This window comes from Cryobacterium suzukii (assembly GCF_004403185.1).
GTDB classification, from domain to species: domain Bacteria; phylum Actinomycetota; class Actinomycetes; order Actinomycetales; family Microbacteriaceae; genus Cryobacterium; species Cryobacterium suzukii.
In genome coordinates this window covers 242666-265462 of the sequence record NZ_SOHJ01000003.1, presented here as the reverse complement: position 1 = coordinate 265462, position 22797 = coordinate 242666, and the positions used below count along the sequence as shown (strand labels likewise).

Here is a 22797-nt window from a genome sequence, read left to right as displayed (position 1 = left end):
CCCAGAACCGCGCCTGCTTCTCCACCAACTCATACTTCGACCACACGTACAACACCTCACAAATGGGAGTGTTGCGACGACCGGTTGAATCCGCCGAACGTCTTGCGGGCGCACAATTCAGAGATCGAACACTAACGCGAAGACCCGCCTGAATTCGCCAGGCCCTCCGCCAGACGTTGGAGGTCTTTGGAAGACACTGCGTCCTACGCGACACGGTGCTCCCGGTGCCGCGGAACGGCTACAAATCTGTGTTCGGCTGCACCTGGGCGAGACCTGATCGACGTCCAATAGACAGCCATGCCAGCGGACCGACGACCGGCACGAAAATCGTCACGAGCGCCCAGATCATGGCTTGCGCTGAGGTAAGGCGTTTAGCGGTTCGAGCCATCGAGACAAGCGCTACGACGACCAGGGCAATGACCAGAACCGAGAACATAGTCCACGCGAGGTCGTACCCGACTGGAATGATTGGATTAATGGAGTTGCCCATATCGTCAGCTTACGGCGAAGGTTCTGCGAGCGGCAACGGTACTGGCGGCAACGGTCAAGCCCTCTGCTAAGCGTGGGCAGCCCGTAAGCCGAACCCTCTACGGGACATGGTTCGCCTCTAGCCAGTCGAAGCTGGCTAACCCGCGGCGACAATGTCGCCACCGCAGCGCCGCCAACATTGATGGCGCGATAGTGTCTTAACTTGGTACACGACAGCCGTCATGTGACGATGTCGGCGACGTGCCACTGCCGGCGGTGCCCCGGCTGCCGGTAATGTGCCCTACTGCCGGCGGCTTAGTCCGTGGTCTTCAAACCAGTAGGAAAAGTGGCATCGCCGCTCACGAGGCTCCGTCACGGTCTGCGGTTCTGGCCAAGTCAAGACCGGACTCGAAGACCCGCATCCGCTCGGCCATGGCATCCCGGATCGCGACGTAGGCGTCGGAACCGAGCAGCTGACGGTTCGGCGGGTTTTCAGCATCACCGACGTCGATCATCGCCTGCGCTGTGCGGATCGGGTCCCCGGGCATCGCCTTCGGATCGGTAACTCCCTCGCGAAACCACGCCGCGGGGCTCCCCGCGTAGATCTCCATTGCGGGAGCAATATCACTGGAGCCGCCGGGTTCGAAAAAGTCGGTCCCGATCACTCCGGGCTCGATCAAGGTGGTCAGAATGCCAAACGGTGCCACTTCCTTGGCGAAGGAGTCGAAGAACCCCTCCACGCCCCACTTGGACGTGTGGTACATCGAGAATCCGGGGAACGTCAGGTGGCCGCCCATGCTCGACACCTGCAGGAACCGTCCGCCGCCCTGGGCTCGAAGGTGTGGGGTCACTGCCCGGGCGAGCTGAATGGGCGCGACCAGGTTGGTGGCGAGCTGCCGATCGATCTGGTCGTCGCGCAATTCCTCGGCGGCACCGAGCAGGCCGTAGCCTGCGTTGGAGATGATCACGTCGATCCGTCCCAAGTCAGCGAATGCCTCGTCGACAACCCGCCGCATGGCAGCCGTGTCAGTAACGTCCAGTTCTCTGACCCACAAGCGGTCACCGTACTTTTCGGCAAGAGCGTCCAATCGGCTGGGGTTGCGCAACGTCGCCGCCACACGATCACCGCGCTCCAACAACAGCTCGGAGAGGTGCCGGCCGAAACCGCTGGATGTTCCCGTGATGAACCAAGTCTTGGCCATGTCCGCCTCCGTTATTTGTCGGTGCCCAACGTGGAATGTCAGGTCTTGATAGGGTACCTGCGCATTATTGCTTAGACCATTGAGCCAAGTCTTGAGCTCCTCCTTTGACGCCATTTCGCCACACTGATTGGAACGAGACACCTCGGTTATGCGATAGACGGCGACTACGTCGACGCACTCCTGCAGGCAGGCAGGCGATCATCAGGTCCGGAAACCACGCGGACACCCCGCCCGCAAGGCCTTCCCAAATTCCCACGAGTTTTATCACCGTTCTCTGGCACGGTCTCGTGTAAAGTCTGATCTTTTGCGACACCCCCGCTCAGGCTCGATGCTCTTGGCGGCACGGTGCGCTGTGAACAATCAGGAGAACACGCCATGGCCCGTCCGACTTCTCTCAGAAAAACGTCTGCCATTGCGACGGCTACTGTGTTCGCATTTTTGCTTTCAGGATGTGCCCCTGCAACTTCGCCCCGAGCGGTGCCCTCGCCGGCGGCTTCGACGCAGACAGCTAAGAGCTCCGCGAACGCCGATGCAAAATTTACCAATTTGGAGGCTGCACACGACGCCCGACTGGGCGTCTACGCCGTAGATACCGGCACGGGCGAGGAAGTTGTGTGGCGTTCGGACGAACGATTCGCCTTCGCTTCTACGAGCAAAGCGCTCAGTGCCGCTGCGCTTCTGGATAGCGTCGGCATCGCTGGCTTAAGCGCCGATGTAGATGTTGCTGCGGAAGACATCGTCAGCTCTTCGCCACAAACACAACAACATGTTGGTGCGTCAATGACGTTGGGCGAGCTCGCCGCTGCATCGGTACAGCACAGTGACAACACGGCCGCAAATCTCGTGGTTGAGCATCTCGGCGGTCCCGCCGGTTTCGACTCCGCCCTGTCCCGCATTGGAGACGACACGACAGAAGCGACTCGGACAGAGCCTTCCCTGAACGAATGGGTTCCCGGCGACCGCCGCGATACCACCACGCCGCGGGCGCTGACTATGGATCTACGTACCTATGTCTTGGGCGACGTTCTCTCGGGTGAGGAGCGTGAACTGCTCACAACGTGGTTGATCGATCACTCCCTGGGAGATACTCTCGTGCGCGCGGGGACACCACAGGGTTGGACGGTAGGCGACAAGTCTGGTGCAGCAGCGTACGGCACTCGCAACGATATCGCCGTTATCTGGCCGCCCTCCGGTTCGCCGATCGTGATCGCGGTGATGTCCTCGCGGACCGAAGCAGATGCCGAATACGACGACGCACTCGTGGCCGCAGCTGCAAGCGCGGCTGTCGCCTTACTCGATAAGCGAAGCTAACGAGATAGGTCCGGCCGATCGCGCATCGGACAATTTTAGGGCACCACCGCCGGCACAGTTCCGTCTTCGAGCGGAGACGTACCCGTCAACCCCGAGAACGGCTGCCCGCAAGCCGAACCTCCTGAGGTGCGTCGTCAGACTCTGCAGTACGCCTGCTGGAACCCGAATACCTCTATGTCGCGGAGAAGCTTCAGCTGAGCCTGAGTCTGCGCATCCGGTGCGCCCCACACGGCGTCGTACGCGTTGACGACACGCTCCGACCATTGCTTCACGCTGTTGGTCGGGGACTCCCCCGCCATCGCGCTCATCAGCTTCTTCGCCTCGGTCTGATCTTCTTCATCCGCGGAGTAGGTGGGTGCGGAGAAGTCAACAGCGATATTGCACACCTTCTGGAACGCCTCGTCCTGTTGCTGGTTCGCATACACCGCATTCACCTCGGCCGTGCGGGCGTCAGCGACCGCCGCAATCTTCAGACCTTCGTCCACGGTACTGCTCACCTTCGCTTTCGCGGCAGCGACGTCGAGGACTTTGAACTCGTCGACATGCGCGCCGAAAAACTTCACGATCGTCTGCCCGGCGGTCTTAGTCGTTTGCCCGGAAATAGGGCAGCCCGTAAGGAGCAGGGATACGGCGGTCGCGACCGCGAACGCGCCAAGCATCTTCGGAGATTTAAAAGCAGACATCGGGAGTACCGCCTCACGCGCCGCCGTTGGCGCGACGTTAAGGGTACTCGCGTCAGGTGCGGCTGTCACCCCCCGCCCGGCCCCGGCGACCTCAGCGAGGAACGCACCCCAGCGACCCGCCGAGCCAACTCCTACCTGTCACACAGACAGGTCGCAGCGCTGGCGACCGCCTCCGGCGACCGTGCAACTCTCGTTCTCATAATGGCGTATTGCGGCCTCCGCTGGGGCGAAGCCATCGGGCTTCAGGTCAAGGACATCGACTTTGTCAAGCGCAGAATCAACGTCAATCGCAACGCTGTTGAGGTCGGTTCGCAGATAGAGGTCGGAACTCCGAAGTCCTACAAAGTGCGCTCGGTGCCCTTCCCCGCGTTCCTGCTCCCCGGACTGAGTGACGAATGTCGAGACAAGCCGGCAACGGCTCTCGTCTTCGCCGATCGATTCGGAAACCACCTCAAACGCACCCGGGTAAGCCTGGGCACGCGGAGCTGGTTTCTGACGGCACTTACGACGCAGGCCTACCACGGATGACAATTCACGACCTCCGCCACACGGCCGCAAGTCTCGCTGTGAGCGTCGGCGCAAACGTCAAAGCGGTGCAACGGATGCTCGGTAATGCCTCCGCAGCGATGACCCTCGACACCTACGCGGACCTCTTCGATGACGACCTGGACGCCGTTGCAGACCGTTTGAATCAGGCCGCTATTTTTTCAAATGTTGCCAAAATGTTGCCAAAACAGAATTTTGGGGCAAAGGAAAACCCCTGACTCCCAGTGTTTATATGGGATTCAGGGGTCCAAATCGCTGCGGAGACGGTGGGATTTGAACCCACGGTACCCCGTAAAGGGTACTCCACCTTAGCAGGGTGGTGCACTAAGCCGAACTATGCGACGTCTCCTTGGCATCTGCTTGCGCAAACACACTCGTCCATCTTAGCCGTACTGCGGGCATCCGCTCTGACCATGAAAAGAACGGATGCTCGCGCCCGGCTAACCTTGCTCGCTCAGCAGGCGACCGTCCGTGCAGGTGTAGTCACCGGCCGTCTGACCGGTCACCGACTTCGACAGGACAGCACCGGGCGCTTCCGTGGCCACGGGCGCCTCAGTGACCGCCGGATCGGCTGCCACGGAAGGATCAGTGGTCGCGGCCGGGGCGGGAGCCGCTTCGACGGGAGCATTCGGGTCGGCCACGGTGCCGGTGCCGGTGGTTCCACTCAGGGTCAGCGGCTCATCGGCAGCGACCGCCTCGAACAGGTCGTCGAAGGCCGGCTGACTGGCCTTCACCCCGCCCGCCACATTGCCGGTGGGCACCTGCGCAAAGACGACCTGGTTGAGGTCGATGTCCTTCAGCGCGATGGCAATGGATGCGAGGGTGGTCACGCTATTAAGACTGTCGGACAGACGCATGTTGCCCGTGACCGCCTTGGCCAGGCCGTACACCTTGGCGGGGTCGGAGAGCGTGTCAGCGCTCTGGATGGTGCGCACGAGCGATGACATGAACAGCTGCTGGTTGTTGATGCGGGTCAGGTCGCTGCCATCGCCGAGGCCATGGCGGGTGCGCAGAAATTGCAACGCGTCATAGCCCTCGAGCACGTGCTCGCCCGGATCGAGCATTGTTCCGGTGTATTCGTCTTCGATGCGCTCCGCCACGCAGACCGGCACGCCGCCGACGGCGGAGGACATGGCCATGACACCGCTGAACTGCGCTTCGGCCGCGAAGGGAATGGAGAGTCCGGTGAGCTTTTCAACGGTCAACACGGTGCAGGCGAGGCCGCCGTAGCTAAGCGTGGTGTTGATCTTTTGGCTGCTCATGGCGCTGAACGAGCCGCCCTCGGGGTCGGGGCAGGAGGGGATCGGGACGTACAGGTCGCGGGGAAAGCTGATGACCGAGGCGTTGCTGTGGTCTTCGGAGATGTGCAACAGCATGGTGACGTCGTTGAGGTCGCCGGTGGAGTCTTCGGGGCCGAAGGCTGCGTCCTGCCCGACTCGGCTGTCACTGCCGACGATGAGCATGTTCACGCCGCCGTCGATGGCGCCGATCGATGGGACCGGGCCGTTGCTCTCATTGGCGAGGTGCACGCTGGGCTGCACGCTCACGGCGACGTCGTAGGTGGCGATGGCCGCCACGGAGAACCCGCTGACCAAAACGACAGCCAGGCTGCCGGCAAGAAACTTCGCGACCGTAACGGCAGCATTCGACTTCTTCAGTCGGCCGTGACGTGCAACGGTTTTGAGGTTCCGTGAACTGTTCGAGCGGGGGCGAAGCTGGTCGCTCACTCATGTCCTCTCATCGGGTTGCTGGCTGGGCCGGCCTGAGGCGACAATCACTGTACGCCGGTCGTTGTGCATTTAACAGGTGCTGCGGAGGGCGTGGGATTCGAACCCACGAGACATTTCTGCCCACCAGTTTTCAAGACTGGCTCCATCGGCCGCTCGGACAGCCCTCCCGGTTGCCCTTGCCCCACGCAAAATGCAACGCGGAAACAATTGGGCGAACTGGCCCGATTCTAGCCGATGGCAGACTGCTCAGGCTGACAGAGCCGGCTGATAAACGGCTGAATGCCGCTTAGAGCGTGCGCAACACCGTGGCGAGGCCGTCGATTGCCACGTTGCCGGTGATCTCCGATCCGGCGGCAAGAACGTCATCGGGCGACTCCCCCATGGCTACACCGCGACCGAATTCGGCGGCCCATTGCAGCATGTCGATGTCGTTGCGACCGTCGCCGACGGCCATCACCCGGTCGCGGGGAACACCAAGCGACACCCGTACCCGCTCCATCGCCGTGGACTTATTGACGCCGTCGGGGGCAATGTCGAGCCAGGCTGTCCATCCGATGGCGTAGCTGACCCGGTTCAGCCCCATGCGCTCGACCACCTGGAGAAAATCCTCCATGTCGTGGTCGGGGGAGATGACGACCACGCGGGTTGCCTGGTGCTTCAGAAGCTCATCGAAATCAACCCGTTCGCTATCCATACCGATAGTGGCATCGGGAATCGGCTCGGTGTAGCGGTAGAAGCCGTGCTCGTCCTCGACGGCGAACCGCGCCGCCCCGAGGTGCGCGCGAATGGATGTGAGCACGTCGCTGGGGTCGAAGGTTTCGACCCATTCACGGCGGTAGCCCATGGGCGCTGAGGCGTCACGGTGCATGGTGATGGCGCCGTTGGAGCAGACCACGTAGCGCGGTGAGATGCCGAGTCGGTCGAGTACCGGCAGGGCTGCTGCTGCGGAACGCCCGGTGGCCAGCATGACCTCGTGCCCACCAGCGGTAAGCCGGGCGACCTCGTCGATCACAGCCTGGCTGATCGAGCCGTCTTCGTGCATCGTCGTGCCGTCGATGTCAAGGGCGACGAGCCACCGCTCGGTTGTTACCACCGAGCTCACTTCGTTCCCTTCACGGGGAGCGGCGTGAGCACCTCAAGGCCGCCGAGGTAGGGCCGCAGCGCCTCAGGAACGCGCACCGATCCATCCGCTTGCTGGTGCGTTTCGAGCATGGCGACGAGCCAGCGAGTGGTCGCCAGCGTGCCATTGAGGGTGGCAACGGGCGCGGTCTTGCCCGTATCGGTCCGATAGCGGATGTCCAACCGGCGCGCCTGGTAGGTGGTGCAGTTGCTCGTGCTGGTGAGCTCACGGTATGCGTTCTGGGTGGGCACCCAGGCCTCGATGTCGAACTTGCGGGCGGCGCTCGAGCCGAGGTCACCGGCAGCAACGTCGATCACCCGGTAGCTGAGGCCGAGCGACTGCAGCATGCCCTCCTGCAGGGCGACGAGGCGATCGTGCTCGGCCTCGGCGTTCTCGGGCAGCACGTAGGTGAACATTTCGAGCTTGTTGAACTGATGCACGCGAATAATGCCGCGGGTGTCTTTTCCGCCCGAGCCGGCCTCGCGGCGGTAGCAGGTGGACCAACCGGCGTAGCGCAGCGGCTCCTCGGACAGGTCGAGGATCTCGTCCTTGTGGTACCCGGCGAGCGCGACTTCACTCGTGCCGGTGAGGTAGAGGTCGTCGGCGGGCAGGTAATAGACCTCGTCATTGTGTTCGCCGAGAAAGCCGGTGCCGTCCATGATCTCTGGGCGCACCAGAGTGGGGGTTATGAGCGGCACGAAGCCGGCTTCGAGCGCCCGGTCGAGCGCCATGTTCATGAGGGCGATCTCGAGGCGGGCGCCGATGCCCTTCAAGAAGTAGAAGCGGGTTCCCGACACCTTGGCTCCGCGAGCCATGTCGATGGCGCCGAGCAGTTCGCCGAGCTCGAGGTGGTCGCGCGGCTCAAAGTCGAAGACCGGGGCCTCGCCGTGGGTGCGCAGGGTCGCGAAGTTTTCTTCGGCGCCGGCCGGAACGCCGTCGATGATGGGGTTGGCGATGGTTTTGACGATCGTGGTGAAACGGGCGTCGGCATCGCCAGCGACGACTCCGGCGGCTTTCACCTCGGCGGCGAGGCTTTGCGCTTCGGCGACGAGTGCCTTCTTCTCGGCGCCGGGTGCCGAAGCTACCCGCTTGCCGAACAGGTTCTGCGCGGCGCGCAGGTCTTCGAACGCCGTGATGGTCGATCGCCGTTCCGCGTCGGCGGCAAGCGCGGCATCGACCGCCTCGACGGAGTCGCCGCGAGCCTCCTGCGAACGCTTGAAGAGGTCAGGGTTTTCGCGTAACAGCACCGGATCAATCACCCGGCCAGTCTACAAGCGCCTTCCGCCGGGCAATCGCGAGGCCAACCCAGTAGCCTAGGCCTCGTGAGCGCCTCCGAAAACCTCGCCCGGCACGCCGCCGTCGTCTACAACCCGGTCAAAGTCGACCTCGCCAGGTTGCGGGCGAGCGTGACCACAGCGGAGCAGGCCGCCGGTTGGGGTGCGACGCAATGGTTTGAAACGACCATCGACGATGTCGGTCAGGCAGCCACGAAACAGGCCCTCCATGCCGGCGCAGCCATGGTGCTCTCGGCGGGCGGTGACGGCACAGTGCGGGCAGTCGCCGAGGCGCTGCGCGAGTCCGGCGTACCCATGGCCATCGTTCCATCGGGTACCGGCAATCTGCTCGCCCGCAACCTGCTGCTACCGCTCGGCAGCATCGACGCCGCAACGTCGATCGCTTTCAGCGGTGTCAACAAGCCCATCGATCTCGGCGTCGCCATCGTGACCACCGACGCTGGCGCCGTGGAGGAGCACGTCTTCCTGGTCATGGCCGGGCTCGGCCTCGACGCGCAGATGATCGCCAACACCCGCGACGATCTGAAGAGGCAGGTGGGCTGGCTCGCCTATGTCGACGGGGTGGCGCGAGCGCTTCCGAAAGCGCGTCCGTTTCGCATCCGCTACAGCGTTGCTGGGCGCACGGACCGGCCGGCGCAGGTGAGCGCCATTCTCGTTGCCAACTGTGGGCTGCTGCCGGGCAACCTGCAGTTTTTGCCGGATGCGCGTCTCGACGACGGCATTCTGGACATTGCCGTGCTGCAGCCCAAGGGCGTGCTCGGCTGGCTGACTATCTGGCGGCGGGTGACGTGGGAGAACGGGGTGCTGCGGCGCTCAGCGGTCGGCCGGCGCATGATTGCGGCTACGGAGTCGTCAAATGAGCGGGTGATGACGACCTTGCGCGGACCCGACATTCGTATCGCGCTCGAGCACCCGCAAGATTTCGAACTCGACGGCGACGAGTTCGGGCTGGTGCGCCAGGCGCGGCTGCACGCCGATGCCGGCGCGCTCATCGTGCGCGTTCCGGCCTAATCGCTGTGAGGGGTCGTAAATCGACCTTCCGCCTCCGGTATTTGGCCGATTTGCGCCCCCTCACGCGCTCAAGCGGAGTGCTTATCGGCGGGGCACCCGGGAACGCCAGCGCAGGGCCTGGAAAAACAGCAGCCCGACAGTGGTGGCCAGGCCGGTTGTGATCATTGCGGGTGCGAGATGCCAGACCAACTGCTGCATCACCACTTCGATCGGCAGCTCGGCGCTCGAGGATCCCGTGAAGCCCGAGTTGCCGAAGGACTCGAGAATTGTGCGCACTTGCAGCACCAGCCCGCCAATGGTGAGTGCTGGTCCGATCACCCATAGGGCAATAATGAACGGATTGAGTGGCTCAACCTGGTCGACTTGGTCGCCATCGTCAGGTGCACCGTTTGCGAACACGGGGAGCGCGACCGAGTCGCGCCGGTCTGTGCCGACGGATGCTGCCGGCTGATCTCTTGAGGTGGGCGCGAACAGCTCGGTCATCGCCGAGCTACCGGCATCCGCCGAGTCACCGGGCTCGTAGCCGCGCTGATAGCGGGCATCGTGCTTGGGGTCAAAGCGCGCATCGGTCATTTGGTGGGCTCCCCCGCGATCAGGCCGCGCAACCAGTCGCGGGCCTCGATGAAGATGCCGTCGTCGTAGCGGGAGGTGAACTCGATCTTGCGCTGGTCTGCGCGCGGATAGGATCCGAGAAAGATCACCTTCGGGCTGAAGCGGCGAAGTCCGAGCAGGGCGTCGGCGACGCGCTCGTCAAGAATATGACCGTCGGCGTCGACGACGAAGCGATAGCGACCGAGGGAATCACCGATTGGCCGTGACTGAATCAGGCTGAGGTTCACGCCCCGGGTGGCGAACTGCTCGAGCATGTCGAGCAGTGCGCCGGAGCGGTCGCTCGGCAGCTCGATGATGAGGCTGGTCTTGTCAGCGCCTGTGGGCGCGGTGAGCTCGGCGGTGCGTCCGACCAGCACGAACCTGGTGACCGCGTTCGGGTTGTCTCCGATTTCTGACGCCAGAACAACGAGCTCGTGGTGCTTGTCGATACCGGGCGGGGCGATTGCGGCATCCGCTTGATCATTGTCTAAGAGGGCAGACGCGGCGGCGACGTTGCTCGACGCTGGGAGGTGGCCATGGCTCGGCAGTGTGCGTTCGAGCCAGTTGCGACACTGCCCATAGGCGACCGGATGCGCGTTGATGACGCGTACGTCGCCCAGGGCCGTGCCGGGGCGGGCGACGAGCACGAAGTTCACCGGCACCAGGTATTCGCCGATGATGCGCAGGTTCGGCACGCTCGCGAGGGCATCCTGCGTGGCCGTGACTCCGCCGTCGACCGAGTTCTCGATGGCGATCATTGCCGCCAGGCTGCGGCCGCTCGCGACATCGGCGAAGGCCTCGCCCACATTGTTGACCGGACGCCAGATCTGGCCGCGAGCGCCCGGCACCTGGGCGAGCGCCGCTTCGGTAAAGGTGCCGGCCGGGCCGAGATAGCTGTAAGTCTGGGTCTGCGCTTTGGTCTGGGGCGGATACGGCGAGTCGGGCATGGCTCACAGCCTACTGGGGGTGCCAGACTGTGCTCATGAGCCAACGAGCAGGAACCCGCGCCCAGGAATCTGATTTGATCGACGTTGATGGGCTGGTCAAGGCCTATTACGACCTGAAACCGGATGTCGCGGTGCCGGCCCAGCGGGTCGTCTTCGGCACCTCCGGGCATCGCGGCAGTTCACTGAATACCGCGTTCAACGAAGATCACATCAGTGCCACGACGCAGGCAATTGTGGAATATCGCACCGGGCAGGGCATCACCGGGCCGCTGTTCATCGGCACCGACCCGCACGCCCTGAGCGGCCCGGCTTACACGACCGCCCTCGAGGTGCTCGTCGCCAACGGCGTGCGCGTGCTCGTCGACGAGTTCGACGACTACGTGCCCACCCCCTCCCTGTCGCACGCGATTTTGGCCTACAACCGCGCCGAGCACGGCGACCTGGCCGACGGCATCGTCGTCACCCCGAGCCACAACCCGCCGATGGACGGCGGCTTCAAGTACAACCCGCCGCACGGCGGTCCGGCCGACAGCGATGCCACCTCGTGGATTGCCAATCGGGCCAACGATCTCATTGCGAATGGCCTCGATGGCGTGCTAATGAGCGAACCCAGCGCCCTGGAAACCTACGACTTTCGCGGCAATTACGTGAACGACCTCGAGAACATCATCGACATGCAGGCCATCCGCACCAGCGGGATCCGCATCGGCGCCGACCCGCTCGGCGGCGCGAGCGTCGGCTACTGGGGCGCCATCCGCGACCGCTACGAGATCGACCTGGTCGTCGTCAATCCAACCGTCGACCCGACCTGGCGATTCATGACCCTGGACTGGGACGAAAAGATCCGGATGGATCCCTCGAGTGCGTCTGTTATGGCATCCGTTGTCGCCCACAAGGATGAGTACGACATTCTCACCGGCAACGACGCCGACGCCGACCGGCACGGCATCGTCACCCCCGACGGTGGTCTGATGAACCCGAACCACTTTCTGGCCGTCGCCATCGACTACCTGTACAGCCACCGCGAAGGCTGGAAGCCCGACGCCGCGGTCGGCAAGACCCTCGTCTCATCGACCATGATCGACCGGGTCACCGGCTTTCTCGGCCGCGACCTGTGGGAGGTGCCGGTGGGCTTCAAATGGTTCGTGCCGGGCCTCATCGACGGTTCCGTGGCTTTCGGCGGCGAAGAGAGCGCCGGCGCGAGCTTTGTGCGTTTCGACGGCACCGTTTGGACCACCGATAAGGACGGCATCCTGCTCGCCCTGCTCGCCTCCGAGATTCTCGCGGTGACCGGCAAGACCCCCTCGCAGCGCTATGCCGAGCTGGCCGAGCACTTCGGCGCTCCCTCGTATGCCCGAGTGGATGCCGCGGCCACGCCCGCGCAGAAGGCCGCCCTGGCCAAACTCGACGGTTCCATGATCACGGCCACTGAACTGGCCGGCGAGAAGATCACCGGCGCGTTCAGCGTTGCCCCCGGCAACGGCGCTGCCATCGGCGGCGTCAAGGTCACAACCGAGAATGCCTGGTTCGCGGCCCGGCCGAGCGGCACCGAAGACGTTTACAAGATCTACGCCGAGTCTTTCCTCGGAACGGAGCACCTGGCTCAGGTTCAGCTCGAGGCCAAAGCCATCGTCGACGCCGCGATCGCCTAGGGAACACTCCAGTAGTAGGCCGTTCCCCCCGGATGCTCCACGGTGATTGCCGTGTCGACCGAGCGATAGTCGGAATCCAAAGTGTGCCCGGCAAAGAAGATCGAGACGGTGTCGCCGACCTTCTCGACCTTGGTGACAATGCCGGTGTGGTCGCGGTCGCCGGTGTTGTCCCAATCGAATTGCGCGATGTCACCGACCTTGACCTGATCACGCTGCTGATCGGTCAGCGCGGTGGCTTTGCCGGTCTGCGCGATGTACTTCATGAAGGCGGTGGAGCTGCGCCAGGCCGCTGAGGATTCGTACGCGTTGCCGTTCTTCGGACTCGACCAAACAGCGTCCATGGTCCAGCCGCGGGCGATCATGGCCTGGCTGGCGAAGTTGACGCAGTCATTCTCGCCGAGCACTCCCCACTCTGCGGAGTTGTAGTTTTCGAGGCTCCAGTGCGCGAGAAGGTAATCCACCTGGGCTGTTACCGCGGCGCTCACAGCCGGTGCTGCCGCGACCGGCGCCGCAGCAGCAGACTCGGTGGGGGTGGGGCGGGCCGGTTGCTCCGTTGCGGCGGGAGCGGCGGCATCCGTTGTCTGCGCGGTCTTCGCAGAGTCGGCGGAACCCTCGAGGGCCTGCACGACGAGCGCGGTCGCGCCGACTGCGAGCACCGCTCCGACGGCCGACGTAAGGCCGAGTAGCTGCCACCGGGTCAACCGCACTGTGTACTCACTTCGATTTTTCTGGGAATGGTGGACTGCCTAAGCATTGAAGGCGGCACTCAAATAGAGCCCGATGGCCGCGAGGGCGACAAGCACTCCGACGATGATGACGCCGATCAAAAACCGGCGGCGGAGACGCCGCTGGTCGGCTTCCGTGGGTTCGTTGTTCTGCAGCATGATTCGAGCTTAGCCGCGACGAATATCAGAGTTCTGGATGCCGCGTGCACAACCGCGGAGATATCCGGCAAAGACTGCGGTTCCACCCGATTGCAGGCCCCTTTCGACCGGAGGTCAGCACTGATGCACGCAGGCTTCACGGGGAAGGTTCAAAACGTTGGTTGCATGCCGCACGGCAGGATAGCGTGACGTCATGTCGCAGATCGAACCCACACCCTTCTCCTGGCCGCACGGATTTCTCTGGGGGTCGGCGACGGCCGCCGCGCAGATCGAGGGCGCCGGTCATGCTGGCGGCAAGGAAGACTCCATCTGGGACGCGTTCGCGCGGGTTCCGGGCGCCATCGCGGGCGGCGACGACCTCGAGACCGCCGTGGATCATTACCACCGGATGCCCGCCGACGTGCAGGTCATGGCCTCCCTCGGCCTCGACTCCTACCGTTTTTCCACGAGCTGGGCGCGGGTACGCCCGGGCGACCGCGCCGTGAACCCCGAGGGGCTCGACTTCTATTCCCGACTCGTCGACGAACTGCTCGGCGCGGGTATTCTGCCCTGGCTCACCCTGTATCACTGGGACCTGCCGCAGGCCCTGGAGGAAAAGGGCGGCTGGGCCAACCGCGACACCGCCTACCGTTTCGTCGACTATGCAACGGATGTCTACTCCGCCCTCGGCGATCGGGTCACCCACTGGACAACCTTCAACGAACCGTTCTGCTCCTCGCTGCTCGGCTACGGATCGGGCGTGCACGCGCCGGGCCGCCAAGACGGCCGGGCGGCGATCGCTGCCGTGCACCACCAGCACCTCGCGCACGGCCTGGCGGTCAATGCGCTGCGCTCAGCGGGCGCCCAGAACCTCGGGATCACGCTCAACCTCACCAATGCCGTGCCGCGCGATGCCACCGACCCGGTCGACGTGGAGGCGGCCCGGCGGCTCGATTCACTCGCGAACCGCATCTTTCTCGACCCGCTGCTGCATGGCGCCTACCCCGAGGACACCCTCCGCGACCTCGGGCCGTTCGGACTCGCCGAGGTTATCCACTCGGACGACCTCGAGATCATCGCCGCCCCGCTCGACTTTCTCGGCGTCAACCACTATCACGACGACCTCGTGAGCGGGCATGCGGATGCCTCGGCGAGCGACTCTCACGCCGGCGGCGCTGCGCGTTCGGTCGGATCGCCGTGGATCGGATCCGAATACATCACCTTTCCCAGCCGCGGGCTGCCGCGCACCGCAATGGACTGGGAGGTCAACCCCGACGGACTGCGCCTGCTGCTCGTGCGGCTCGGCAAGGAATACGACCGGCTTCCGCCGCTCTATGTCACCGAGAACGGCGCGGCCTACGACGACGTGGTGAGCGCCGATGGCGCCGTGCACGACGCCGAACGCACGGAGTACATCGTGGCGCACATCAACAAGGTGGGTGAGGCAATCGCGGCCGGCGCCGACGTGCGCGGGTACTTCGTCTGGTCGCTGCTCGACAACTTCGAATGGTCCTATGGCTACGAAAAGCGCTTCGGCATCGTACGGGTCGACTACGACACGCTCGAGCGCACGGTGAAAGACAGCGGACGCATGTTCGCCGAGCACCTACGGGTGGCACACGCGGGCTGAGCGGCCGCAGGCGAGCGGATGCCGGCAGCTCGCAGCATTCGCTTCCCGCGGCACTCGTCGGCGATCGCGGCACTCTTAGGTGGGGGTGCCAGCATCTCTAACGAGTGCCGCGAGCGTTGAACGGCCGCCGGCGAGCTAGCGCAGCTGCGGAACCACCTCGGCGGCGAGCCAGGAGAGGTGGTCGAGGTCATAGATATCCATGATCTGCAGGTAGACGCACTCGACGCCGGAGTCTCTGAGGGTACCGAGCCGGTCGACGATCTCGGAGGCGGTGCCGGCCAGGCCATGCTCACGCAGCTCGGCCGGCTCACGGCCGACCGCGGCAGCCCGGCGCGTGAACGCGGTTTCGTCGTGGCCACCGACGGCGATCAGCGCGGCCGAATAGGTCAGCTCGGCCGGGTCGCGGTCGATGGCTTCGCAAGCCGCCCGCACGCCGTCGAACTTTGCCGCGATGTCAGCGAAGTCGGGGAACGGCAGGTTGAACTCGGTCGCGAACCGGGCGGCAAGTTTCGGGGTGCGCTTGGCGCCGCCGCCACCAACGATCACCGGCACCCGCGCCTGCACCGGCTTTGGTAGCGCCGGCGAATCGACGAGGGTGTAATGCTCGCCGGCAAAGTCGTAGCGCTGCCCGGCCGGCGTGTTCCAGAGCCCCGTGATTACCTCGAGCTGCTCCTCGAGCATGCCGAATCGCTTGGCCGGAAAGGGGATGCCGTAGGCGAGGTGCTCCTGCTCAAACCAGCCGGTACCGAGGCCGAGTTCCACGCGGCCACCCGACATCTGGTCGACCTGCGCCACCTGGATGGCCAGGATACCCGGCGGTCGATAGGTCACCGACGAGACGAGGGTACCCAAACGGATGCGCTTCGTCTCGCGCGCCAGCCCGGCCAGGGTGGTCCAGGCATCCGTCGGACCGGGCAGGCCGTCACCATCGCCCATGGCCTGGTAATGGTCGCTGCGGAAGAAGGCGTCGAAGCCGAGCCGTTCGGTGGTCTGGGCAACGGCCAGGATGTCGTCGTACGTTGCGCCCTGCTGGGGCTCGGTGAAAATGCGGAATTTCATAAGTTCTCCTTTAGAGAAAGTCGACGCCGGACACCGGCGCGAATCGAGCGCGCATCACGTCGACGGCCTCCGGGTTCTGGTCGATGAGCACGAACCGTCGGTCGAGCGCTGCCGCGACCGCGCCGGTCGTGCCACTTCCGGCGAAGAAGTCGAGCACCCAGTCACCCTCGCGGCTGGATGCCTGGATGATGCGGCGCAGAATTCCGATCGGTTTCTGCGTGGGGTAGCCGGTTTTCTCCTTGCCGGTGGGCGAGACAATCGTGTGCCACCAGACATCCGTCGGCAGTTTTCCCTTCGCCACTTTTTCGGGCGTTACCAGGCCGGGCGCCATGTATGGCTCGCGGTCGACGGTAGTGGAGTCAAAGTAGTACCGGGCCGGATTCTTCACGTAGACCAGAATTGTGTCGTGCTTGGTGGGCCACTTGTTCTTGGATTTCGCACCGTAGTCGTAGGCCCAGATGAGTTCGTTGAGAAAGCATTCCCGGCCGAACAGGGCGTCGAGCAGCACCTTGGCATAGTGCGCTTCGCGGTAATCCAGGTGCAGGTAGAGCGTGCCGTCGTCGGCGAGCAGGCGCCAGGCCTCAATCAGGCGCGGCTCCAGAAAGGCCCAATAATCCTCGAACTGATCGTCGTAGCCGAGCAGGTCACCCTTGATGCGCTCGTACCGCTGACCTTTGAATCCCGTGATCGTGCCGGCCGCGTGCGAGCCGTCGGTGGAGACCGACCGTACGGAGGTGGTGCTCTGCCGTTTCTGTGACCGGCCGGTGTTGAACGGCGGGTCGAGGTAGATCAGGGTGAAGGCGCCATCGGGCAGGCCCGGCAGCACCTCAAGGTTGTTGGCGTGTACGACACGGCTCGGGCTGGTCGGTGTCCACGCGTTTGGCATGTGTCCATTCTTTCAGCCTGCGCGCCGCTAATCGGCTTAGTCTGTCGGGATGACTGCTGAAACGACGACCATCCACTCGCAGAATCTGGCCGATGCCGGGACTGTGGAAGTACGCCACGAACCGGGCCAGAGCCGCTACACGGTGTGGCTCGACGACGAGAACGTGGGATTAGCCGACTACACCACGACGTCAACGGCCGTGCACTTCACCCACACCGAGGTCGATCCGGCCCAACGCACGCACGGGCTCGCCAGCATTCTGGTCGAGCAGGCGCTCGACGACGTGCGCCTGCGCACCGAGCACGCCGTCGTGCCGGAGTGCTCCTACGTGGCGCACTGGATCGACACCCACGCGGATTACCAGGACCTGCTGACGCGCGGGCGTTAGTGGTGAGCGGATGCTGGCGGCCGCGCCGCCAGCATCCGTTTGTCGCGGTTTAAGGAACCCGGGTCAGCCAGGCTTCTGTGCTGAATTTGTTCGCGACGAGCTCAGTGGCCTTGGCATATTCCTCGGCGGTGACGTCACCCTCGATGGCGCCGTACAGGCCGGTGAAGGTCTCTTTCATACGGTCGATGATCGCTGCGCGGGTGAGACCGGTCTGACTGCGCAGCGGGTCGACGCGCTTGGCGGCGCTCGTGATGCCCTTATCGCTGAGCTTTTCGCGGCCGATGCGCAGTACCTGCACCATTTTTTCGCCGTCCATGTCGTAACTCATGGTGACGTGGTGCAGCACGGCGCCGCTTCCGAGACGCTTCTGAGCGGCTCCGCCGATCTTGCCCGCTGGGCTCGTGATGTCGTTGAGCGGCACGTAGTGCGCGTCAATACCGAGGGATTTGAGGGCGGTAATGACCCACTCGTCGAGAAAAGCGTAGGAGTCGGCGAAACTCATGCCCTGCACGAGGTCGGTCGGCGCGTAGATGGAATATGTGATCACCGACCCGGCTTCCATGAACATGGCACCGCCGCCGCTGATGCGCCGCACCACGGTGAAGCCATACTTGGCGGCATTCTCGGGGTCGACCTCGTTCTTGAGTGACTGAAAACTGCCGATCACGACGGCCGGTTCGTTCCACTCCCAGATACGGAGTGTGGGCTGTCGGCGTCCCTCCCCGACCTCGGTCGCGAGCACCTCGTCGAGGGCCATCTGCAGCACGGGCGCGACGGGCTTCCTCGAGTGGATAATCTGCCAGTCGTAGTCCCGCCAGGTGCTCGCCTGCGCGAGCGAACGGCGAATCGCCACGGCCACGGCCTCCGGCGAGAATCCGAGAAGAACGGCACCGCTGGGGAGCGCGCCGCGCACCGTAGCGGCGATCGTGGCCGCCGCACTGGCGGCGGGGAGGCCGGTCACCGCGGAGTTGATGTCTTCGAGGGCATCGTCGGGCTCGAGAAAAAAGTCCCCGGCCAGACGAAAGTTGGTTATGACGTCATCGACGACATCGAGATCTACGACGACCAGTTTGCCGCCCGGAACCTTATATTCACCATGCATACAATTAGCCTACGGCGGTAAAGCGGTCGTTGAGCCAGTCCACGAGGTCGCCGATGACGTCGTCGCGGTTAATCTCGTTGAAAACTTCGTGCCGACCGCCCGGGTACACAATCAGGCGTACGTCCCGCAGCCCGGAACGCTGAATGTAGGAGTTCACCAGTTTGAGCGCACTGCGTTCCCCGCCGACGGTGTCGTCGCCGCCGACGAGCACGAGCATCGGCAGGTCACCGGGCAGGCCACGCGCTGGGCGGCCGAACAGGCGGGCGGCCTCACGAATGCCGAACAGCTTCGCGAGCGGCGTCGCCGTGGTGAGCGGGTCGGCCACGAAGGTCGCGGCGACGGCCGGGTCACGGCTGAGCCACTCGACCCCGGTGGTGCCGAGCGTCTTGTGCTTGCGGTTCAGGTCGCCGCCATCGAGGTAGCCTGGCCACCGGTAGGCGGTTCCGGAGAGCACGATGGCGTCGTACTCGGCCGCGTGCTCGTTGACGATCATCTGCACCATGAACGATCCCCAGCTGTGCCCGAGCAGCACGAGTGGCAGGGTCGGCTGCTCTGAGCGGATGATTCCACTCAGCTGGTAGACGCCTGCCACTGCCGCCCGCAGCCCGCCGGCACCGAGCCGACCAAGCCTGGTGTGATCGCCGCCGTGCTGGGCGAGTCCGGTCTGGCCGTGGCCGAGGTGGTCGTCGGCGTAGACCGTGTAACCGGCCCGATTGAGGTCGGCGGCGAGCGCCGCGTAGCGCTGGGCGTGTTCGCCGACACCGTGGGCGAGCTGAATCACGGCGCGGGGGGCCGGGACCCGCCAGACGTAGTAGGTAATAACCAAGCCAGAGGCATCCGTATATGTGGGCACGAGGCTAGTCTGCCCCGTTGTGCGCCGCAGGCTCTAAATAATAATGTACTTAGCAAGGCTAATTTGCTATGCTAATGATATATGGAATCGCGATTACCCCCGAAAACCGCAGCCCTTGGCGTCGTCAAGGCACAGCCGCCGGTGAGTTCTGACCAGGCGGCGAATAACACCTCGGAGATCAGCCACGAATTTCGGCTGGCCAATGGGCGCCTGGCTCGTCGACTCCGGCAGGAGAAGGCCGAGAACGAGCTGGGTAGCGGCCAGTTTTCAGCACTCGGCGTACTCCACGTGCACGGTCCGCTGACGCTCACTGAGCTCAGCGAATTCGAGCGGGTGACCCCGCCGTCAATGACCCGCACGGTCAAATGCCTCGTCGATGCCGGCCTCGTGACCCGCACCGACTCCACACTCGATGGCCGCAAGATCGTGCTCACCACAACGGATGCCGCGCGCGAGATGATGACCGAAACTCGCAAGCGTCGAGATGCCTGGCTGGTGCAACGCGTCGCCCAGCTCAGCCCCGCACAACACCGCGTTCTCGCCGACGCGACCCTGATAATGAAGGACCTCGCCGACAGTTGAGTGCCATGTTTCGCTCGCTGAGCGTCGTCAATTACCGCATCTGGTTCGCCGGAGCTTTGGTGTCGAACATCGGTACCTGGATGCAGCGCACCGCCCAGGACTGGATCGTGCTCACCGAGCTCACCAACTACGACGCCACGGCGGTTGGCATCACCATGGCCCTGCAGCTCGGCCCGCAGCTTCTACTCATGCCCTGGTCCGGGCTGATCGCCGACCGGTTCAACCGGCGCAAGCTGCTCATTCTCACTCAAACACTGATGGGGTTACTGGCTCTGGGACTTGGCATTTTGACCGTGCTCGAGGTGGCCGAGCTCTGGCACGTCTACCTCTTCGCCTTCGGCCTCGGCGTCGTCGCCGCGATCGATGCTCCGGCCCGCCAGGCTTTCGTCTCCGAACTCGTCGCCGAGGACCAGCTGTCCAACGCTGTCGCCCTCAACTCCGCGTCATTCCACGGTGCACGCTTGATCGGTCCGGCCGCCGCCGGCCTGCTCACCGTTGCCGTCGGTGCCGGCTGGGTGTTCATGATCAACGCGGTCACCTTCGCAGCGACTGTCTTCGCGATGACCCTGTTGCGCACGCACCAGCTGCGCCGCCAACCGACGATCTCCCGCGAGCGTGGGCAGCTGTTGGCTGGCTTTCGCTACGTGCGGGGTCGTTCCGACATTGTGGTCGTCATGATCGCGGTCTTTCTGATCGGCACGTTTGGCCTTAACTTTGCCATCTTCACGTCGACCATGGCCACGATCGAGTTCGGCCGGGGTGCCGCGGAATTTGGTCTGCTCAGTTCGATCATGGCCATCGGCGCCGTCATCGGCGCCCTTCTCGCCGCCCGGCGGAGCCGCGCCCGGCTGCGCCTCATCGTGCTCGGCGCCGCCCTGTTCGGCATTGCGTGCGCGCTGTCCGCGATCATGCCGACATATACCACTTTCGCCATATCTCTCACGCTCGTTGGCCTGTCCTCGCTTACCCTGATGACGACCGCAAACGCGTACGTGCAGACCACGACGCGGCCCGAGATGCGCGGCCGGGTGATGGCGCTCTACATGGCCATCTTCGTCGGCGGCACTCCCCTCGGCGCGCCACTCGTCGGCTGGGTAGCGGATACCTTCGGCCCACGTTGGGCGCTCGGCCTCGCCGCGATGTCCGGACTGTTGGCGGCGGCGGCCGTACTGATTTGGATGGTGCGCTATCGCCGGTTGCGGGTGCACCTGCATCCGTTCTCGGCGCCCAGGGTGCGCGTGGTGCATGCCGGCGACGGGCGCGATATGGAACGTGACCTAGACCGCGAGACCGCCACGCGCGAGATCGCGATCGTCGAGGCCACAGTCCCCCGTTAGGGCACGGAGTCGACAACTTCGGGTGGTTGCGACCTCGCGGTACCGATCAAAGTTGTCGAGTGAGCGCGGGCTAGCGCACCCCGCCCATGAGGCGCAGCACCGGGCGGGCGATCAGGGCGAGCATGAGTCCCAGCAGGATCGCGATGCCGCCGAGAACGCCGAAATAGAGTCGCTCGGGCGCCGTCGCGTACCAGGTGGCGAGTGCCCCCGACACGGCAGAGCCGAGCGCGACCGAGAGAAAGAACAGCGCCACCATCTGGGTTTTGAACACCGCGGGTGCGAGCTTGGTGGCGACGGAGAGCCCGACCGGTGAGAGCAGCAGTTCCGCGACCGTGAAAACCAGCAGAATGCCGATCATCGCCAGCAGCGGGGTCGAATTCGCCGCGCCGCCGGCAAACGGCAGGAACAACAGGAAGGCGGCCCCCATGACCGCGGTTCCGACCGCGAACTTCATCGGCGTAGACGGCTGCCTCGAGCCCCACTTGGTCCACACAGCGGCGAAGATGCCGGAGAGCACGATGATGAAGACGGGGTTGATCGACTGCACCCAGGAAATCGGCATCTCCCAGCCGAACAGAGCACGGTCGAGCCGCTCGTCGGAATAGATCGTGACGACCGTAAATTGCTGCTGGTACAGCGACCAGAACGCGGCGCTTGCCACGAAGAGCGGGATGAAGGCGTAGACGCGTTTGCGTTCTACCGGAGTGATCTGCCGGTTCGTGAGAATCACCGCGAAATAGGCGACCGTGGCGATGACGGTCAACGCAATCACGATCGTGACCAGATTGCTCGCCGTAATCACACCGGTCAGCACGAGCACGACGATAACGACGACCGCCAGTATTGCCACGAGGGCATAGCCGCGCCAGCGGGACCGCGGGAGGGGATCCGGCACCAATCGGACAGCATCAGGCAGCCGTTTGCGGCCGAACGAGTACTGGGTCAGACCGATCGCCATGCCCACAGCGGCGAGTCCGAAGCCGTAGTGAAATCCGATCTTGGTCTGCAGCAGACCGGTGAGGATCGGCCCGGCAAACGCACCGAGGTTGATACCGAGGTAGAACAACGAGAAACCGGCGTCGCGCCGGGGGTCGTCCGGGGCGTAGAGCGAACCGACGACGGACGTCGCGTTGGCCTTGAGCCCACCGCTGCCGACGGCGACCAGGATGAGGCCGGTTGCGAGACCACCGACCCCCGGCACGACGGCCAGGGCGATATGACCGAGCATGATGACGATGGCACTGTAGAACAGCACCCGCTCGGAGCCGAGCAGACGATCGGCGACCCAGGCTCCGAGGATTGTCGACAGGTAGACGCCGCCACCGTACGCGCCGACGATGCCGGCTGCCGTGGTCTGGGGAATTCCGAGGCCGCCGTCGGTGGCCGAGAAGTACAGGTACAACAGCAGGATGCCCTGCATGCCATAGAACGAGAAGCGCTCCCACATCTCGACGCCGAAGATGTTGGCGAGTGATCGCGGCTGCCCAAAGAAGGCTCGGTCCTCCTGGACGGCACCGGGGTCGACGACTTTGCTCATTAGA

Annotated in this window: 24 protein-coding genes and 2 tRNA genes; 9 read left to right on the top strand and 17 right to left on the bottom strand. The window is 64.3% G+C overall.

Annotated elements, in window-relative coordinates; all coding sequences use genetic code 11:
- Nucleotides 1-238: 238 nt before the first annotated feature.
- Complete coding sequence (locus E3T39_RS04395) at nt 239-490, bottom strand: PLDc N-terminal domain-containing protein (RefSeq protein WP_134513501.1); 252 nt, start codon at nt 488-490, stop codon at nt 239-241.
- A 337-nt stretch (nt 491-827) separates the two neighbouring features.
- Complete coding sequence (locus tag E3T39_RS04390) at nt 828-1670, bottom strand: SDR family oxidoreductase (protein WP_134513500.1); 843 nt, start codon at nt 1668-1670, stop codon at nt 828-830.
- Nucleotides 1671-2045: 375 nt separating this feature from the next.
- Between E3T39_RS04390 and bla the strand changes: the two genes are divergently transcribed.
- Nucleotides 2046-2981 carry a class A beta-lactamase gene (gene bla, locus E3T39_RS04385; RefSeq protein WP_134513499.1) on the top strand — a complete coding sequence of 312 codons (936 nt, stop codon included), beginning with the start codon at nt 2046-2048 and terminating at the stop codon, nt 2979-2981.
- Between the two features lie 134 nt (nt 2982-3115).
- Here the strand turns inward: bla and E3T39_RS04380 are convergent, their stop codons facing one another.
- The gene (locus E3T39_RS04380; protein WP_166784023.1) at nt 3116-3664 is read right to left on the bottom strand and encodes a hypothetical protein; all 549 of its coding nucleotides are present in this window, start codon (nt 3662-3664) and stop codon (nt 3116-3118) included.
- Between E3T39_RS04380 and E3T39_RS16260 the strand changes: the two genes are divergently transcribed.
- Both E3T39_RS16260 and E3T39_RS16530 read left to right on the top strand, forming a co-directional pair.
- Entirely contained in the window at nt 3572-4192 is a 621-nt protein-coding gene (locus E3T39_RS16260) for a tyrosine-type recombinase/integrase (RefSeq protein WP_255455914.1), read from the top strand. The two genes, E3T39_RS04380 and E3T39_RS16260, sit on opposite strands and share 93 nt — an antisense overlap.
- A complete protein-coding gene (locus E3T39_RS16530) occupies nt 4189-4428 on the top strand; it encodes a tyrosine-type recombinase/integrase (RefSeq protein WP_194085991.1) in 240 nt (79 codons plus the stop codon). Before E3T39_RS16260 ends, E3T39_RS16530 begins: the two co-directional genes overlap by 4 nt.
- Nucleotides 4429-4468: 40 nt before the next feature.
- On the opposite strand, the gene E3T39_RS04370 is transcribed toward E3T39_RS16530, so the two are convergent.
- From E3T39_RS04370 to serS, 5 genes are all read right to left on the bottom strand, one after another.
- Nucleotides 4469-4559 (bottom strand) — tRNA-Ser (locus E3T39_RS04370).
- Nucleotides 4560-4650: 91 nt separating this feature from the next.
- On the bottom strand, nt 4651-5937 hold the full coding sequence (locus tag E3T39_RS04365) for an LCP family protein (RefSeq protein ID WP_134513497.1): 1287 nt from the start codon (nt 5935-5937) through the stop codon (nt 4651-4653).
- A gap of 85 nt (nt 5938-6022) precedes the next feature.
- Nucleotides 6023-6107 (bottom strand) — tRNA-Ser (locus E3T39_RS04360).
- 119 nt (nt 6108-6226) lie between these two features.
- Nucleotides 6227-7042: an HAD family hydrolase gene (locus E3T39_RS04355; protein WP_255455911.1), complete on the bottom strand. Its 816-nt coding sequence runs from the start codon at nt 7040-7042 to the stop codon at nt 6227-6229.
- Nucleotides 7039-8319, bottom strand: coding sequence for a serine--tRNA ligase (gene serS, locus E3T39_RS04350; protein ID WP_134513496.1), 1281 nt, complete (start codon nt 8317-8319; stop codon nt 7039-7041). The genes E3T39_RS04355 and serS overlap by 4 nt, the downstream gene beginning before the upstream one ends.
- Before the next feature lie 63 nt (nt 8320-8382).
- Between serS and E3T39_RS04345 the strand changes: the two genes are divergently transcribed.
- On the top strand, nt 8383-9366 hold the full coding sequence (locus E3T39_RS04345; protein ID WP_134513495.1) for a diacylglycerol/lipid kinase family protein: 984 nt from the start codon (nt 8383-8385) through the stop codon (nt 9364-9366).
- An 81-nt stretch (nt 9367-9447) separates the two neighbouring features.
- Here the strand turns inward: E3T39_RS04345 and E3T39_RS04340 are convergent, their stop codons facing one another.
- A complete protein-coding gene (locus E3T39_RS04340; RefSeq protein WP_134513494.1) occupies nt 9448-9939 on the bottom strand; it encodes a hypothetical protein in 492 nt (163 codons plus the stop codon).
- Entirely contained in the window at nt 9936-10904 is a 969-nt protein-coding gene (pheA, locus tag E3T39_RS04335) for a prephenate dehydratase (protein ID WP_134513493.1), read from the bottom strand. Before pheA ends, E3T39_RS04340 begins: the two co-directional genes overlap by 4 nt.
- A 35-nt stretch (nt 10905-10939) precedes the next feature.
- On the opposite strand from pheA, the gene pgm reads away from it, so the two are divergent.
- Complete coding sequence (gene pgm / locus E3T39_RS04330) at nt 10940-12556, top strand: phosphoglucomutase (alpha-D-glucose-1,6-bisphosphate-dependent) (RefSeq protein WP_134513492.1); 1617 nt, start codon at nt 10940-10942, stop codon at nt 12554-12556.
- Here pgm and E3T39_RS04325 read toward each other — a convergent pair.
- Both E3T39_RS04325 and E3T39_RS16085 read right to left on the bottom strand, forming a co-directional pair.
- A complete protein-coding gene (locus E3T39_RS04325) occupies nt 12553-13257 on the bottom strand; it encodes an amidase domain-containing protein (protein WP_166784035.1) in 705 nt (234 codons plus the stop codon). The genes pgm and E3T39_RS04325 overlap by 4 nt on opposite strands.
- A 45-nt stretch (nt 13258-13302) precedes the next feature.
- On the bottom strand, nt 13303-13440 hold the full coding sequence (locus E3T39_RS16085; RefSeq protein ID WP_158251779.1) for a hypothetical protein: 138 nt from the start codon (nt 13438-13440) through the stop codon (nt 13303-13305).
- 193 nt (nt 13441-13633) lie between these two features.
- On the opposite strand from E3T39_RS16085, the gene E3T39_RS04320 reads away from it, so the two are divergent.
- Nucleotides 13634-15049 carry a GH1 family beta-glucosidase gene (locus E3T39_RS04320; protein ID WP_134513490.1) on the top strand — a complete coding sequence of 472 codons (1416 nt, stop codon included), beginning with the start codon at nt 13634-13636 and terminating at the stop codon, nt 15047-15049.
- A gap of 135 nt (nt 15050-15184) precedes the next feature.
- Here E3T39_RS04320 and E3T39_RS04315 read toward each other — a convergent pair whose 3' ends face one another.
- Both E3T39_RS04315 and E3T39_RS04310 read right to left on the bottom strand, forming a co-directional pair.
- Nucleotides 15185-16108 (bottom strand): LLM class F420-dependent oxidoreductase, encoded by a 924-nt coding sequence (locus tag E3T39_RS04315; RefSeq protein WP_134513489.1) that lies wholly within the window; start codon nt 16106-16108, stop codon nt 15185-15187.
- A gap of 10 nt (nt 16109-16118) precedes the next feature.
- Nucleotides 16119-16994: a DNA-methyltransferase gene (locus E3T39_RS04310; RefSeq protein ID WP_134513488.1), complete on the bottom strand. Its 876-nt coding sequence runs from the start codon at nt 16992-16994 to the stop codon at nt 16119-16121.
- Nucleotides 16995-17043: 49 nt separating this feature from the next.
- Here E3T39_RS04310 and E3T39_RS04305 point away from each other — a divergent pair, with 49 nt between their 5' ends.
- Nucleotides 17044-17382: a GNAT family N-acetyltransferase gene (locus tag E3T39_RS04305; RefSeq protein ID WP_134513487.1), complete on the top strand. Its 339-nt coding sequence runs from the start codon at nt 17044-17046 to the stop codon at nt 17380-17382.
- A gap of 49 nt (nt 17383-17431) precedes the next feature.
- Here the strand turns inward: E3T39_RS04305 and E3T39_RS04300 are convergent, their stop codons facing one another.
- The gene (locus tag E3T39_RS04300) at nt 17432-18484 is read right to left on the bottom strand and encodes a lipoate-protein ligase LplAB (RefSeq protein ID WP_134513486.1); all 1053 of its coding nucleotides are present in this window, start codon (nt 18482-18484) and stop codon (nt 17432-17434) included.
- Between the two features lie 4 nt (nt 18485-18488).
- Complete coding sequence (locus tag E3T39_RS04295) at nt 18489-19337, bottom strand: alpha/beta fold hydrolase (protein ID WP_134513485.1); 849 nt, start codon at nt 19335-19337, stop codon at nt 18489-18491.
- A gap of 141 nt (nt 19338-19478) precedes the next feature.
- Here E3T39_RS04295 and E3T39_RS04290 point away from each other — a divergent pair, with 141 nt between their 5' ends.
- Nucleotides 19479-19919, top strand: coding sequence for a MarR family winged helix-turn-helix transcriptional regulator (locus tag E3T39_RS04290; protein ID WP_241979507.1), 441 nt, complete (start codon nt 19479-19481; stop codon nt 19917-19919).
- 5 nt (nt 19920-19924) lie between these two features.
- A complete protein-coding gene (locus E3T39_RS04285; protein WP_134513483.1) occupies nt 19925-21256 on the top strand; it encodes an MFS transporter in 1332 nt (443 codons plus the stop codon).
- 70 nt (nt 21257-21326) lie between these two features.
- Here E3T39_RS04285 and E3T39_RS04280 read toward each other — a convergent pair whose 3' ends face one another.
- Nucleotides 21327-22793, bottom strand: a complete 1467-nt coding sequence (locus E3T39_RS04280) for a peptide MFS transporter (RefSeq protein WP_134513482.1) — start codon at nt 22791-22793, stop codon at nt 21327-21329.
- Between the last annotated feature and the right edge of the window lie 4 nt (nt 22794-22797).

Coding starts and splice junctions, on each gene's coding strand:
- E3T39_RS04395 (WP_134513501.1), bottom strand. CDS start 490: ATGGGCAACTCCATTAATCCAATCATTCCAGTCGGGTACGACCTCGCG.
- E3T39_RS04390 (WP_134513500.1), bottom strand. CDS start 1,670: ATGGCCAAGACTTGGTTCATCACGGGAACATCCAGCGGTTTCGGCCGG.
- bla (WP_134513499.1), top strand. CDS start 2,046: ATGGCCCGTCCGACTTCTCTCAGAAAAACGTCTGCCATTGCGACGGCT.
- E3T39_RS04380 (WP_166784023.1), bottom strand. CDS start 3,664: ATGTCTGCTTTTAAATCTCCGAAGATGCTTGGCGCGTTCGCGGTCGCG.
- E3T39_RS16530 (WP_194085991.1), top strand. CDS start 4,189: ATGACAATTCACGACCTCCGCCACACGGCCGCAAGTCTCGCTGTGAGC.
- E3T39_RS04340 (WP_134513494.1), bottom strand. CDS start 9,939: ATGACCGATGCGCGCTTTGACCCCAAGCACGATGCCCGCTATCAGCGC.
- pheA (WP_134513493.1), bottom strand. CDS start 10,904: ATGCCCGACTCGCCGTATCCGCCCCAGACCAAAGCGCAGACCCAGACT.
- pgm (WP_134513492.1), top strand. CDS start 10,940: ATGAGCCAACGAGCAGGAACCCGCGCCCAGGAATCTGATTTGATCGAC.
- E3T39_RS16085 (WP_158251779.1), bottom strand. CDS start 13,440: ATGCTGCAGAACAACGAACCCACGGAAGCCGACCAGCGGCGTCTCCGC.
- E3T39_RS04320 (WP_134513490.1), top strand. CDS start 13,634: ATGTCGCAGATCGAACCCACACCCTTCTCCTGGCCGCACGGATTTCTC.
- E3T39_RS04315 (WP_134513489.1), bottom strand. CDS start 16,108: ATGAAATTCCGCATTTTCACCGAGCCCCAGCAGGGCGCAACGTACGAC.
- E3T39_RS04310 (WP_134513488.1), bottom strand. CDS start 16,994: ATGCCAAACGCGTGGACACCGACCAGCCCGAGCCGTGTCGTACACGCC.
- E3T39_RS04305 (WP_134513487.1), top strand. CDS start 17,044: ATGACTGCTGAAACGACGACCATCCACTCGCAGAATCTGGCCGATGCC.
- E3T39_RS04300 (WP_134513486.1), bottom strand. CDS start 18,484: ATGCATGGTGAATATAAGGTTCCGGGCGGCAAACTGGTCGTCGTAGAT.
- E3T39_RS04285 (WP_134513483.1), top strand. CDS start 19,925: ATGTTTCGCTCGCTGAGCGTCGTCAATTACCGCATCTGGTTCGCCGGA.
- E3T39_RS04280 (WP_134513482.1), bottom strand. CDS start 22,793: ATGAGCAAAGTCGTCGACCCCGGTGCCGTCCAGGAGGACCGAGCCTTC.